Origin of the sequence: Streptomyces sp. NPDC057950 (assembly GCF_042887295.1) — a bacterium.
Classification (GTDB): Bacteria; Actinomycetota; Actinomycetes; order Streptomycetales; family Streptomycetaceae; genus Streptomyces; species Streptomyces kaempferi.
On record NZ_JBHVPP010000042.1, the window covers coordinates 19,506 to 31,601 of the forward strand.

General features: G+C 71.4%; 10 protein-coding genes. 3 read left to right on the plus strand and 7 right to left on the minus strand.

Going from position 1 to position 12,096, the window contains the following annotated elements; all coding sequences use genetic code 11:
• Positions 1 to 95 precede the first annotated feature (95 nt).
• Entirely contained in the window at positions 96 to 1,202 is a 1,107-nt protein-coding gene (locus tag ACFVTC_RS41570; RefSeq protein WP_356270032.1) for a branched-chain amino acid aminotransferase, read from the minus strand.
• A gap of 274 nt (positions 1,203 to 1,476) precedes the next feature.
• Entirely contained in the window at positions 1,477 to 2,520 is a 1,044-nt protein-coding gene (locus ACFVTC_RS41575; RefSeq protein WP_168530374.1) for a 3-isopropylmalate dehydrogenase, read from the minus strand.
• Between the two features lie 143 nt (positions 2,521 to 2,663).
• Here ACFVTC_RS41575 and ACFVTC_RS41580 point away from each other — a divergent pair, with 143 nt between their 5' ends.
• Positions 2,664 to 4,229, plus strand: coding sequence for a purple acid phosphatase family protein (locus ACFVTC_RS41580; protein ID WP_390134874.1), 1,566 nt, complete (start codon positions 2,664 to 2,666; stop codon positions 4,227 to 4,229).
• Positions 4,230 to 4,369: 140 nt separating this feature from the next.
• Here the strand turns inward: ACFVTC_RS41580 and ACFVTC_RS41585 are convergent, their stop codons facing one another.
• The 4 genes from ACFVTC_RS41585 to ACFVTC_RS41600 form a co-directional block, all read right to left on the minus strand.
• The gene (locus tag ACFVTC_RS41585) at positions 4,370 to 4,498 is read right to left on the minus strand and encodes a hypothetical protein (protein WP_095852449.1); all 129 of its coding nucleotides are present in this window, start codon (positions 4,496 to 4,498) and stop codon (positions 4,370 to 4,372) included.
• Between the two features lie 316 nt (positions 4,499 to 4,814).
• Positions 4,815 to 5,381 (minus strand): GNAT family N-acetyltransferase, encoded by a 567-nt coding sequence (locus ACFVTC_RS41590; protein ID WP_168530372.1) that lies wholly within the window; start codon positions 5,379 to 5,381, stop codon positions 4,815 to 4,817.
• A 172-nt stretch (positions 5,382 to 5,553) separates the two neighbouring features.
• On the minus strand, positions 5,554 to 7,185 hold the full coding sequence (pruA, locus tag ACFVTC_RS41595) for an L-glutamate gamma-semialdehyde dehydrogenase (protein ID WP_390134876.1): 1,632 nt from the start codon (positions 7,183 to 7,185) through the stop codon (positions 5,554 to 5,556).
• A gap of 36 nt (positions 7,186 to 7,221) precedes the next feature.
• Positions 7,222 to 8,148 carry a proline dehydrogenase family protein gene (locus ACFVTC_RS41600; RefSeq protein ID WP_390134878.1) on the minus strand — a complete coding sequence of 309 codons (927 nt, stop codon included), beginning with the start codon at positions 8,146 to 8,148 and terminating at the stop codon, positions 7,222 to 7,224.
• Between the two features lie 166 nt (positions 8,149 to 8,314).
• On the opposite strand from ACFVTC_RS41600, the gene ACFVTC_RS41605 reads away from it, so the two are divergent.
• The gene (locus tag ACFVTC_RS41605; protein WP_390134880.1) at positions 8,315 to 9,595 is read left to right on the plus strand and encodes a PucR family transcriptional regulator; all 1,281 of its coding nucleotides are present in this window, start codon (positions 8,315 to 8,317) and stop codon (positions 9,593 to 9,595) included.
• 70 nt (positions 9,596 to 9,665) lie between these two features.
• Here the strand turns inward: ACFVTC_RS41605 and ACFVTC_RS41610 are convergent, their stop codons facing one another.
• Positions 9,666 to 10,271, minus strand: coding sequence for a TetR/AcrR family transcriptional regulator (locus ACFVTC_RS41610; RefSeq protein ID WP_390134882.1), 606 nt, complete (start codon positions 10,269 to 10,271; stop codon positions 9,666 to 9,668).
• 110 nt (positions 10,272 to 10,381) lie between these two features.
• On the opposite strand from ACFVTC_RS41610, the gene ACFVTC_RS41615 reads away from it, so the two are divergent.
• Complete coding sequence (locus tag ACFVTC_RS41615; RefSeq protein ID WP_390134884.1) at positions 10,382 to 11,935, plus strand: MFS transporter; 1,554 nt, start codon at positions 10,382 to 10,384, stop codon at positions 11,933 to 11,935.
• Positions 11,936 to 12,096: the final 161 nt, after the last annotated feature.

Consider the following 12,096-nt stretch of genomic DNA (forward strand, 5'->3'; position numbering starts at 1 on the left):
CTACGCGTCGAACGAACCGCCGGTCCCCGCACGCCTGTCGGGGAGAGGGGGACCGGCGGGACGCGCGGGTCACGGGGGGCCGGGCCGGGCCCGGTCTAGCCCAGCGGGTGCATCCAGCCGTGCCGGTCCTCGCTGATGCCGCGCTGGATGTCGAGGAGCGCCTCGCGCAGCTTCATGGTGACCTCGCCGGGCTCGCCGCCGGACTGCTTCCACTCGGCGCCGGTGCGCTTGACCGTGCCGACGGGGGTGATGACCGCCGCGGTGCCGCAGGCGAAGACCTCGGTCAGCGTGCCGTTCTCGGCGTCGCGCTGCCACTGGTCGATGGAGACGCGGCCCTCACGGGACTCGTAGCCGAGGTCGCGGGCCACGGTGAGCAGGGAGTCGCGGGTGACGCCCTCCAGGATGGAACCGGTGAGCGACGGGGTGACGATCACCGGCTTCTCACCGGACGCGCCGCCGTACACGAAGTACAGGTTCATGCCGCCGAGCTCCTCGATCCACTGGTGCTCGACCGCGTCGAGGTAGCAGACCTGGTCGCAGCCCTTGGCGGCGGCCTCGGCCTGCGCGAGCAGCGAGGCGGCGTAGTTGCCGCCGGTCTTGGCGTCGCCCATGCCGCCGGGGACGGCGCGCACGCGGTCCTCGGAGAGCCAGATGGACACGGGCTTCACGCCACCCGGGAAGTAGGCGCCGGCCGGGGAGGCGATGACGAGGAACAGGTACTCGTTGGCGGGCTTCACCCCGAGCCCGACCTCGGTCGCGATCATGAACGGGCGGAGGTAGAGGGACTCCTCGCCGCCGTGCCGCGGGACCCAGGCCCTGTCCTGCTGGACCAGCACGTCGCAGGCCTCGATGAACGTCTCCACGGGGAGCTCCGGCATGCCGAGCCGACGGGCCGATGCCTGGAAGCGGCGGGCGTTCTTGTCCGGGCGGAAGGTGGCGACGGAGCCGTCGGGCTGCCGGTAGGCCTTGAGGCCCTCGAAGATCTCCTGCGCGTAGTGCAGGGTCATGTTCGCCGGGTCGAGGGAGAGCGGGCCGTACGGAACGAGCTGACCGTCGTGCCAGCCGCGGCCTTCGGTCCACTTGATCGTCACCATGTGGTCGGTGAAGTGGCGGCCGAACCCGGGGCTGGTGAGGAGCGCCTCGCGCTCCGCATCCGAGCGGGGCTGCGAAGAGGGCTTGAGCTCGATCGTGGGCGTCGTCATGAGTGGTTGTCCTTCACCGGTTGTGTGTGACGGGCCGCGCTCACGCCTGTACTGCCCGTGGCCAGTGCTAGGACGTCCGAGCATTCCCTCATTCAGCGGCTCCGCGTTCGATTATCGCGCGAGTATCGCGCGCTCGGGGCCGTGGACGAAAACGGGGTGAATGCGGCCCATGGGGTTGCCCAGGGGTTGATGGTGGCACCCGGCGAGGGCAGAAGAAAAGCCGCCGGGCGCGGTTGCGACCCGGCGGCTGCTTCGTTGGGGGGAGCGCGCGGGGTCAGCCGGCTACTCGTACGGCGAGCGCGTCGCCGATCTCCTCGGTGCTGCGGGCGGGCTGCCCGACGCGCTCGGCGAGGTCGGCGGCGACGGCGTCCTCGATACGGGCGGCCTCGGGCTCGTAGCCGAGGTGGCGCAGCAGGAGGGCGACGGACAGGACGGTGGCGCTGGGGTCGGCCTTGCCCTGGCCCGCGATGTCGGGCGCCGAGCCGTGCACGGGCTCGAACATCGAGGGGAACTCGCCGCTCGGGTTGATGTTGCCGGAGGCGGCGACGCCGATGCCGCCGGAGACGGCCGCGGCGAGGTCGGTGATGATGTCGCCGAAGAGGTTGTCGGTGACGATCACGTCGAAGCGCTCGGGCTGCGTGACGAGGTAGATCGTCGCCGCGTCCACGTGCATGTATTCGGTGGTGACCTCGGGGAACTCCTCGGCCACCTTGTTGAAGACGTTCGTCCACAGGTGACCGGCGAAGGTCAGCACGTTGTTCTTGTGGATGAGCGCCAGCTTCTTGCGCGGGCGGGCCTGGGCGCGGGCGAAGGCGTCGCGCACGACGCGCTCGACACCGAAGGCCGTGTTGACGGAGACCTCGGTGGCGACCTCGTGCTCGGTGCCCTTGCGGATGGTGCCGCCGTTGCCGGTGTACGGGCCCTCGGTGCCCTCGCGGACCACCACGAAGTCGATCTCGGGCTGGCCGGCCAGTGGGGTGGCGACCCCGGGGAGCAGCTTCGAGGGACGCAGGTTGACGTGGTGGTCGAAGGCGAAGCGCAGCTTGAGCAGGAAGCCCCGCTCCAGGACACCGGACGGGACCGAGGGGTCGCCGATGGCGCCGAGCAGGATCGCGTCGTGCCGCTTCAGGGCGTCGAGGTCGGCCTCGGTGAGGGTCTCACCGGTGGCGTGGTAGCGCCGGGCGCCGAAGTCGAAGTCCTTGGTCTCCAGCTTCACATCCTGCGGAAGGACGGCCGAGAGCACCTTCAGCCCCTGGGCCACGACCTCCTGGCCGATGCCGTCACCGGGGATCACTGCGAGATTGATGCTGCGAGACATGAGGGCACCGTACTCCCCCGTCCCATGGGATGACACGAGGTGTCCGCCATACGGACGAGCCGGTGCCCCCGCACGCCAACCCGTCACCCTGAGTTCACCCGTATGTATGACGCCCGTTGGGACTCGCTGGGAAGTTCTCAAACATGGACACTCCCGACGTAGGCATCCCCGAGCAGCTCGCGCGCCGTATGAGCATGGCCGAGCAGCACGAGTACCTGCGGACGAAGCTCACCCGGCGCCGCGCGCTGACCGCGGCGAGCGCCTTCGCCGGCGGTGGGCTGCTGGCCGGCTGCGCGTCGGGTCCGAAGGGCCCGCCGCGGGCGTCGGCCCCGAGGACGGGCTCCGCCACCGGGCAGGCGCACGGTTCCGCCGTCACTCCCTTCGGCCGTCATCTCGCCTTCGGCGCGGACCCGAAGACCCAGATGCGGATCTCCTGGCAGGTGCCCCTGGCGGTCCGGAAGCCGTACGTACGGGTGGGGCTGACGCCCGGGGGGCTGAGCCGGAGGATCGAGGCGGAGGTCCGTGACCTGCACACGCCGGGCCTCACCGGGCAGCGGTTCGCGCTGGACCAGTACTACCTGCACGCGGCGCTGGACAACCTGCGGCCCGGCACGACGTACTACTACGGAGTCGGCCACGAGGGGTTCGACCCCGCGTCCCGGGAGCGGCACTCCACCGTCGGCTCCTTCCGTACCGCGCCCGCGCGTCCGGAGAAGTTCGTCTTCACCGCCTTCGGCGACCAGGGCGTCACCCCCGACGCGCTCGCCAACGACAAGGTGCTGCTCGGCCGCCATCCGGCCTTCCATCTGCACGCGGGCGACATCTGCTACGCGGACTCGGTGGGCCTCGGCGCGAAGTCCGACGTCTACGAACCCAGCGCCTGGGACCTGTTCCTCAGGCAGACCGAGCCGGTGGCGAAGTCGGTGCCGTGGATGGTGACGACCGGCAACCACGACATGGATGCCTGGTACTCGTCGAACGGGTACGGCGGCCAGTCGGCACGCTGGTCCCTCCCGGACAACGGCTTCGACGCCCGCCGTGCGCCGGGCGTGTACTCCTTCACGTACGGCAACGTCGGGATCGTGGCGCTGGACGCGAACGACGTGTCGTACGAGATCCCCGCCAACAAGGGCTACACGCACGGCCGGCAGACCGCCTGGCTCGACAGGCGGCTCGGCGAACTGCGCGGGAGCGTCGACTTCGTGGTGGTCTTCTTCCACCACTGCGCCTACTCGACCTCGACGCACGCCTCCGACGGCGGTGTGCGGGACGCCTGGCTCCCGCTGTTCGCCAAGCACCAGGTGGACCTGGTGATCAACGGGCACAACCACGTGTACGAGCGCACCGACGCCGTCAAGGACGGCAGGGTGGGCAGGCCGGTGCCGGTCGGCGCGTCGACCGATCCGACCCGGGACGGGATCGTGTACGTCACGGCGGGCGGGGCGGGCAAAAGCCTGTACCGGTTCCCCGCGGGGGTGAAGGACAGCTACGAGGGGAAGGCCGCACGCCACGAACCCGTCCAGACCTTCCACTGGACGGAGTCGCGGCAGCAGCGGCACGACACCGTGGAGTGGTCGCGCGTGCGCTACACCGGGTACTCCTTCCTCTCGGTGGAGGCGGAGACCGGCGCGACGCCGAGGCTCAAGGTGTCGGCGCTCGCCCAGAACGGCGAACGGATCGACTACTTCGAGGTGCGGCGCGGGGCGTGACCCCGCGCCGCACCCCGTTCGGGTGCGGCTCCCGGCTCAGGGGACGGACTGCTCACAGGACCGCGCGGGACCCGGAGGCGGGCCGGCGCGCGGCTTGACGGGGGCGGACCTTGACGGGGACGGACGCGGGACGGCGGGCCTCAGTGGCCCGTCTCACCGCCGTTGTCCCTGCGGTCCAGGGCTCGCTGGAGGGCGGCTGCCGCGTTCTTGCGGTCGGACTCACTCGAACGGGAAACGTGACGGACTCGGCGGACGGTCGTCTCGGCCATGATGAATCGACTCCTTAGCCTCCGGAGGACCCGGGACGGGCGGCCGGAAGTGCGGTGAGGGATTACGAGACGCCGGAAGGGGCGGGGAGCGGTGCCGCAGGGGTTGCCTGCCAGGGGCGCCGGCTCACGACCGCCATTCGCTTGGTCTAGCGAGACGTTCGGCTCCTACAAACCTAAGCGAGGACGGAGCATCTGTCTCCACAATTACTCGGACTTCCTACTATCTGAGACGGCGGGGCGGGTCACCCGAGCCTGACCAGCACCGACGGTCCGGACGGACCGGGCCTCGTGACGGGGTGGGGCGGCGGGGCGGCGGTCACAGCACGTCCCCCTCCCGCCAGTCGAAGACCAGCTCGTGGGCGGGGTCGAGGGCGCCGTGCAGGGGCCTGCCCGGGGTGACCGCGGTGACGACGGGCCGTACGAAGGTGCTGCCCTCCTCCTCCGGCAGGCGCACCACACCTCCCGGCCCCAGGGCGCAGATCCGGCCCGGCCAGCGCTGCCAGCCACGGGCGGCGTACAGCGGGCCGCCCTCCTCGCTCGCGGAGAGCGCGCCCAATGTGTACGAGCCCTCGATCACCCGTTCCAGGGCTGCCATGACCCGGCCGCCCAGCCCCCGTCTGCGCACGTCGGCCCGGACACCCACGGCCTCCACGTAGCCGACCCGCAGCGAGCGGCCGCGGTGCAGCACCCGGCGCTGGATCACGGAGCCGTGGCCCGCGAGGCCCTTGTCGTCGTGCACGAGGGCGTGGATGCCGCCGAGGCCGTGGTCCCAGTCCTCGTCACCGAAGTCCCCGCCGAAGGCGTCGTCCAGGAAGGCGCGGACCGCGTGGAGTTCGGCGGGCGCGAGGTCCGCGGTGTGGGCGGTCCGCAGTCGGGTGGCCATCCGCCCAGTATCCCGGCGCCCCCCGTGGCCGTCGATCGCCTCGCGCACCGGGCCGCCGGCCGGTGCGGGCGCCGCGGGGCCGCCGGTACGGCGCCGGCCACGAAGACGCGCGCGGGCCGGGCGGCCGCCCTGATCGGCGACCGCCCGGCCCGCGTCGACTTGCCCGTGGGCGTCAGCCCATGTGGGGGTACGTGTAGTCGGTCGGCGGGACCAGCGTCTCCTTGATGGCGCGGGTCAGCGTCCAGCGCATCAGGTTCTGCGGGGCGCCCGCCTTGTCGTTCGTGCCGGAGGCACGGCCGCCGCCGAAGGGCTGCTGGCCGACGACGGCGCCGGTCGACTTGTCGTTGATGTAGAAGTTGCCCGCGGCGTAGCGGAGCTTCTCCATCGTGTACGCGGCGGCCGCGCGGTCGCCCGAGACGACCGAGCCGGTCAGCGCGTAGTCGGAGGCCGACTCCATCTGGGTCAGCATCGCGTCGTACGCGTCGTCCTCGTAGACGTGCACGGCGAGGAACGGGCCGAAGTACTCCGTCTTGAAGACCTCGTTCTCCGGGTCCGAGCACTCGACGACCGTGGGACGCACGAAGTAGCCGACGGAGTCGTCGTACGAGCCGCCCGCGACGACCGTGCAGGCCGGGTCGGACTTCGCCCGGTCGATCGCCGCCTTGTTCTTGGCGAACGACCGCTCGTCGATGACCGCGCCGATGAAGTTCGACAGGTCGGTGACGTCACCCATGGTCAGGCCGTCGATCTCGGCCGCGAACTCCTCCTTGAACCCGGAGTTCCAGATCGACGCCGGGATGTAGGCGCGGGAGGTCGCGGAGCACTTCTGGCCCTGGTACTCGAAGGCACCGCGGGTCAGGGCCGTCTTGAGGATCGCGCGGTCGGCCGACGGGTGGGCGACCACGAAGTCCTTGCCGCCGGTCTCGCCCACCAGGCGCGGGTACGAGCGGTACTTCTCGATGTTGCCGCCGACCGTCTTCCACAGGTACTGGAAGGTCTTGGTCGATCCGGTGAAGTGGATGCCCGCGAGATCGCGGTGCTCAAGCGCCACCTCGGAGACCTCGATGCCGTCACCGGTGACGAGGTTGATGACGCCCTTGGGCAGACCGGCCTCCTCCAGGAGCCGCATCAGCAGCACGGCGGCGTGGGTCTGGGTCGGGGACGGCTTCCAGACGACGACGTTGCCCATCAGCGCGGGGGCCGTCGGCAGGTTGCCCGCGATCGCCGTGAAGTTGAAGGGCGTGATCGCGTAGACGAAACCTTCGAGCGGGCGGTGGTCGAGGCGGTTCCACACGCCCGGCGAGTTGGCCGGGGGCTGCTCGGCGAGGATCTGCCGGGCGTAGGCGACGTTGAAGCGCCAGAAGTCGACCAGTTCGCAGGGGCAGTCGATCTCGGCCTGCTGGGCCGTCTTCGACTGGCCGAGCATCGTGGAGGCCGCGAGGGTCTCGCGCCAGGGGCCGGCGAGCAGCTCGGCCGCACGCAGGATGATCGCGGCGCGGTCGTCGAAGGACATCGCGCGCCAGGCGGGCGCGGCCGCGAGGGCCGCGTCGATGGCGTCCTGGGCGTCGGCCCGCGTGGCGTGCGCGCCGGTGCCGATGACGGCCTTGTGGTTGTGCGGCTGCACGACCTCGAAGCGCTCACCGCCACCGAGCCGCTTCTCGCCGCCGATGGTCATCGACAGTTCGATCGGGTTCTCGGCCAGCTCCTTGAGCTTGGCCTCCAGACGGGCGCGCTCCGGCGAGCCGGGGGCGTAGCCGTGCACCGGCTCGTTGACGGGGGTGGGGACCTGGGTCACAGCGTCCATGGGTTCCGTAACTCCTTAGTGAGCGGTGGTTCGGACTCAGCCCTTGGTGAGGATGGAGCGGGCGAAGAAGAGCAGGTTGGCGGGCTTCTCCGCGAGGCGGCGCATGAAGTAGCCGTACCAGTCGGTGCCGTACGCGGTGTAGACCCGCATGCGGTGGCCCTCGGCGGCGAGCCGCAGGTGCTCCTCGCCGCGGATGCCGTAGAGCATCTGGAACTCGTACTCGTCGAGCTTGCGGCCGGCCTTGCGGGCCAGCTCCTGGGCGATGGAGATCAGGCGCGGGTCGTGGGACCCGATCATCGGGTAGCCCTCGCCCTCCATCAGGATGCGCAGGATGCGGACGTACGCCTTGTCGGTCTCGGCCTTGTCCTGGTAGGCGACCTCGGCGGGCTCCTTGTAGGCGCCCTTCACGAGGCGTACGCGGCTGCCGTTCGCGGCGAGGCGGCGGGCGTCGGCCTCGGTGCGGAACAGGTATGCCTGGATGACGCAGCCGGTCGCGGGGAAGTCCTTCCGCAGCTCCTCGTGGATGGCGAACATCGAGTCGAGGGTGGTGTGGTCCTCGGCGTCCAGCGTGACCGTGGTGCCGATCGCGGCCGCGGCCTCGACGACCGGACGGACGTTGGCGAGAGCCAGCTCGTGGCCGCCGTCCAGCGCCTGGCCGAACATCGAGAGCTTGACCGACATCTCGGCCCGGGTGCCGAGGTCCAGTGCCTCGAGGTGCTCGATGAGCTCCAGGTAGGCGTCGCGGGCGGCGAAGGCCTGGTCGCGCGTGGTGATGTCCTCGCCGACGACGTCCAGGGTGACCGAGAGCCCCTTGGCGACGGCGTCCCGCACGACCGGGACGACCTGGTCGACGCTCTCACCGGCGATGAAGCGGGCGACCACCTGCTTGGTGCCGGGGGCCGCCGACACGAAACGGCGCATGCGGTCGCTGCGCGACGCGGCGAGAATCACGGGACCCAGCACGGGCACCTCCACGGAAAGTACGGACGGCCGCGAACCCCCGCGCAACAGGCGGGGACGGCACGGGGAACCACCGTGAAACCTAGGGATCCCCCCGATCCTCGGCCATCGACAGCTGTCACGCATCCGTGCCCTGGATCTCAGACATCTGTATGAAGGGTCTCGGGTGATGGGGGAGAATGCCTGTGTGACGGGTGATTTCAAGGCGGGCAGGACGGCCGGCGGCGGTGAGTACCAGGAGCTCGTCGACGAGATCTCGGCGCTGCTCGACGCCCCCGCGACCCTGGAGAACCGGGATTTCGAGCTGATCGCCTTCGCCGCGTACGGGAGTGACGGCGACGACGATTTCGACGCGGCCGCCCTCGACCCCGTCCGTACCCGCTCGATCCTCACCCGCCGCTCCACTCCGGCGGTCCGCGCCTGGTTCGAGGGCTTCGGCATCGCCCGCGCCACCGGCCCGGTCCGTATTCCGCCGACCCCGGAGGCGGGGGTCTACCGGGGACGCGTCTGTCTGCCCGTACGCCATCGGGGTGTCGTGCTGGGGTACGTGTGGCTCCTGGACGACGACCCCGGGCCGGCGCAGGAGCGTCTGGACGCCGCCATGGGCGTCGCCTCCCGTATCGGCGCGCTGCTCGCGGACGAGGCGCAGGCGGGCGCGGACCTGACCCGCGAACTGCGGGCCGTGCTCACCGCCGAACGGGGCTGGCAGCGGGACATGGCCGTGGCCGAACTGCGCACGGCTCTCGGCCCGCGCGGTGCGGGCCTGCACACGCTGGTGTGCGTCGCGCCCTGGCCCTCGGCCGATCCGGACGACGCGCCGTCGGCCCGTACGGTGCCGGGTGCGACCGCCCTGTGCACGGTGCCGTGGAGCGGGGGTGCCTCCGCGGCCGTCGCCGAGGGGACGGAGCCCGGCTGGAGCCTGGCGCTGCTGGTCCGGCTCCGCTCGCCCGAGGTGCTTACCCCGGCTCTGACGGCGGCCGTCCGGTTCGTACGGGACGCGGAGGGGGAGCGCGCGGGAGGCACCGGAGCCGCGGGAGCGCGGGCGGCCGCCGGGATCGCCGGGGCGCGGGTGGGGCTCGCGGAGCTGGGCGCCGGCTGGCAGGAGGCGTCCGCCGCCGCCCGCGCGGTGCTCGCCGAGCCCCGCCTCGGCCCGGTCGCCGAGTGGTCGTCGATCGGCCCGTACCGCCTCCTCACCGCGCTCCCTCCGGAGGCTGCCGAGGACCCCGCCGTCCGCACCCTGCTCTCCCCCGCGCACCACGAACTCGCCCGCACCGCGGAGGTGTTCCTCGACCGTGCGGGCCAGGCCGGACGCACCGCGGCCGAGCTGGGCATCCACCGGCAGACGCTCTACTACCGCCTCTCCCGCGTCGAGCAGTTGACGGGCCTCGACCTGGACGACGGCGAGGACCGTCTGCTGCTGCACATGGCGCTCAAGGCGGCACGGCTGTGAGGAGCGCGGAGCACTCGCTCCCGCGTCCGGCCCAAGCCGTCCGGACGGGCGAGCGGGCCGCCGGGGACGGTCACGGAGACACTGCGTCGTCGCGTCGCGCGGTCCCCGCCGCCTCGATCACACGGCGCAGCCCCTCCGTCAGGTCGTCCGCGGTCGACGCGCTCGCCGGGTCGAAGAGCCACTGCACCATCAGCCCGTTGAGGAGCGCCTGGTAGAAGCCTCCGACGGACTTCACGGTCCGTTCGTCGAGGGTCTCCTCGTCCAGGCCCAGCAGCATCGCGGTGAGCCCGGCCCGCCCCTCCGTCTGCGCCTGCGCCATCAGGCCGCGCAGTTCCGGCACCCGCTCCCCCTGGGTCACGACCTCCATGCTGGCCGCCCACACGGGCCGGTACTCCTCGAAGGAATCCAGCATCCGCGCCCACACGCTGTGGAAGCGCTCCACGGAACCCCCGGGCGCGTCCTCCTGCTCCGGACGACGGCCGGACTTCTCGCCCCACTCCTGCACGAGCTCCACGAACGCCTGGGTGAGCAACGCGTCCTTCGACCCGTAGTGGTAGCCGATGGACGCCAGGTTCGTCCCCGACTCCTTGACGATGTCGCGCGCGGTCGTGCGCACGAACCCCTTCTCCAGCAGGCAGCGCTTGGCGCCTTCGAGCAGATCCTCACGGTGTCCCATGCGCGTCACCCTACCCTCGATCCATACAAACGTCTCATACGTGCGTCACACACAAACGTATTACACACTCGTTCTAGACAGTTGTTTAATACGTGCGTACAGTCCCTGCCATGACGAACCCGACGCGCACGACTCCCGCACCCGGCGCACGCGCCGGCCGCCGCGAATGGACCGCCCTCGGTGTCCTGATGCTTCCGCTGCTCCTCGTCTCCATGGACGTGTCGGTCCTCTACTTCGCGATCCCCGCGATCAGTGCGGACCTCGAGCCGAGCGGCACCCAGCAGCTGTGGATCTTCGACATCTACGCGTTCGTGCTCGCCGGCCTGCTGATGACGATGGGATCGCTCGGCGACCGCATCGGCCGCCGCCGGCTCCTGCTGTTCGGCGCCGCCGCGTTCGGTGCGGCGTCCGCCCTCGCCGCCTACGCGGACAGCCCGCAGACCCTGATCGCGGCCCGCGCGCTCCTCGGCGTCGGCGGCGCGACCCTGATGCCGTCGACGATGGCGATCATCCGCACGATGTTCACGGACCCCGGCCAGCGTGCGAAGGCCATCGGTCTGTGGTCCGGCGTCATGACCGGTGGCATCGCGCTCGGCTCGGTGATGAGCGGAGTCCTGGTCCAGTACTTCTGGTGGGGCTCCGTCTTCCTGGTCAACCTGCCCGCCATGGCACTGCTGCTGGCCCTCGGACCGGTCCTGCTCCCCGAGTCCAGGAACCCGCGGCCGGGCCGCTTCGACCTGCCGAGCGTTCCGCTGTCGATGGCGGCCGTGCTGCCCGTCATCTACGGCGTCAAGGAAATCCCCTCCGAGGGCTGGAAGTTCGAGTACCTCCTCTCGATCCTCGTCGGCCTCCTCTTCACCGCCCTCTTCGTCCGGCGTCAGCGCACCGCCCGATCCCCTTTGATCTCACCCGAGTTGTTCCGCGGCCGCGGCTTCGCGCCCGCCGTCGTCCTCAACCTCGTCTCCTCCTTCGGGATGATGGGTTCGGCGTACTTCACCACCCAGTACCTGCAGTCGGTGCTGGGCAAGAGCTCCATGGACGCCGCCCTGTGGGCGCTGCTCCCGACGGTCCTGGTCGGCGTCGCCGCGCCGGTGGCCGCGCAGTTGGTGCAGAAGGGCGTGCACCGCGCCCATGTCGTCTCCGGCGGGTTCGTCCTCGGCGCGTGCGGCTACGGGCTGCTGGCGCTCACCGGCACGGACTCGCTGTGGTGGGCACTCGCCGGAGCCGGTGTCCTCGCCGCCGGCATCGTCGTCGTCATGTCCCAGATGATGGACCTGGCGCTGAGCACGGTCCCCGTCGCCGACGCGGGCGTCGCCTCCTCCCTGCTGGAGACCGGCGCGGAGTTCGGGGGTGCGCTGGGCATGGCCGTCCTGGGCTCGATCGGCACGGCGGTCTACCGCCACGGAATTCCGTCCGACGCCCCGGACGCGGCCCGCGAGACCCTGGGCGGCGCGCTGGCGGTGGCCCGCGAACTCCCCGGCGACACGGGCGGGACCCTGGTCCGCGCGGCCCGCGATGCCTTCACCGACGGGATGCACGCGGCGGCGGTCGCGGGTGCGGTGCTGTTGCTGGGCGCGGCGGTACTCGCCTCGGCGACGCTTCGGCGGGTGCGGGTGCGGGAGGATGCGACCGGGGTGCCGCACGGCGAGCGGGCGCCGGCCTGACACTCACGGGCAGCCGAGCTCGCCGACCCCGGGGGTTTTCGCCCCCCGCCGCCCCCACCCGGCCCATCCCCTACCCGGGGGCTCTGCCCCCAGACCCCCGTATCGGCCCGTAGGGCTCGTCCTCGAACGCCGGACGCGCTGGGTAGTCAGCGCGTCCGGCG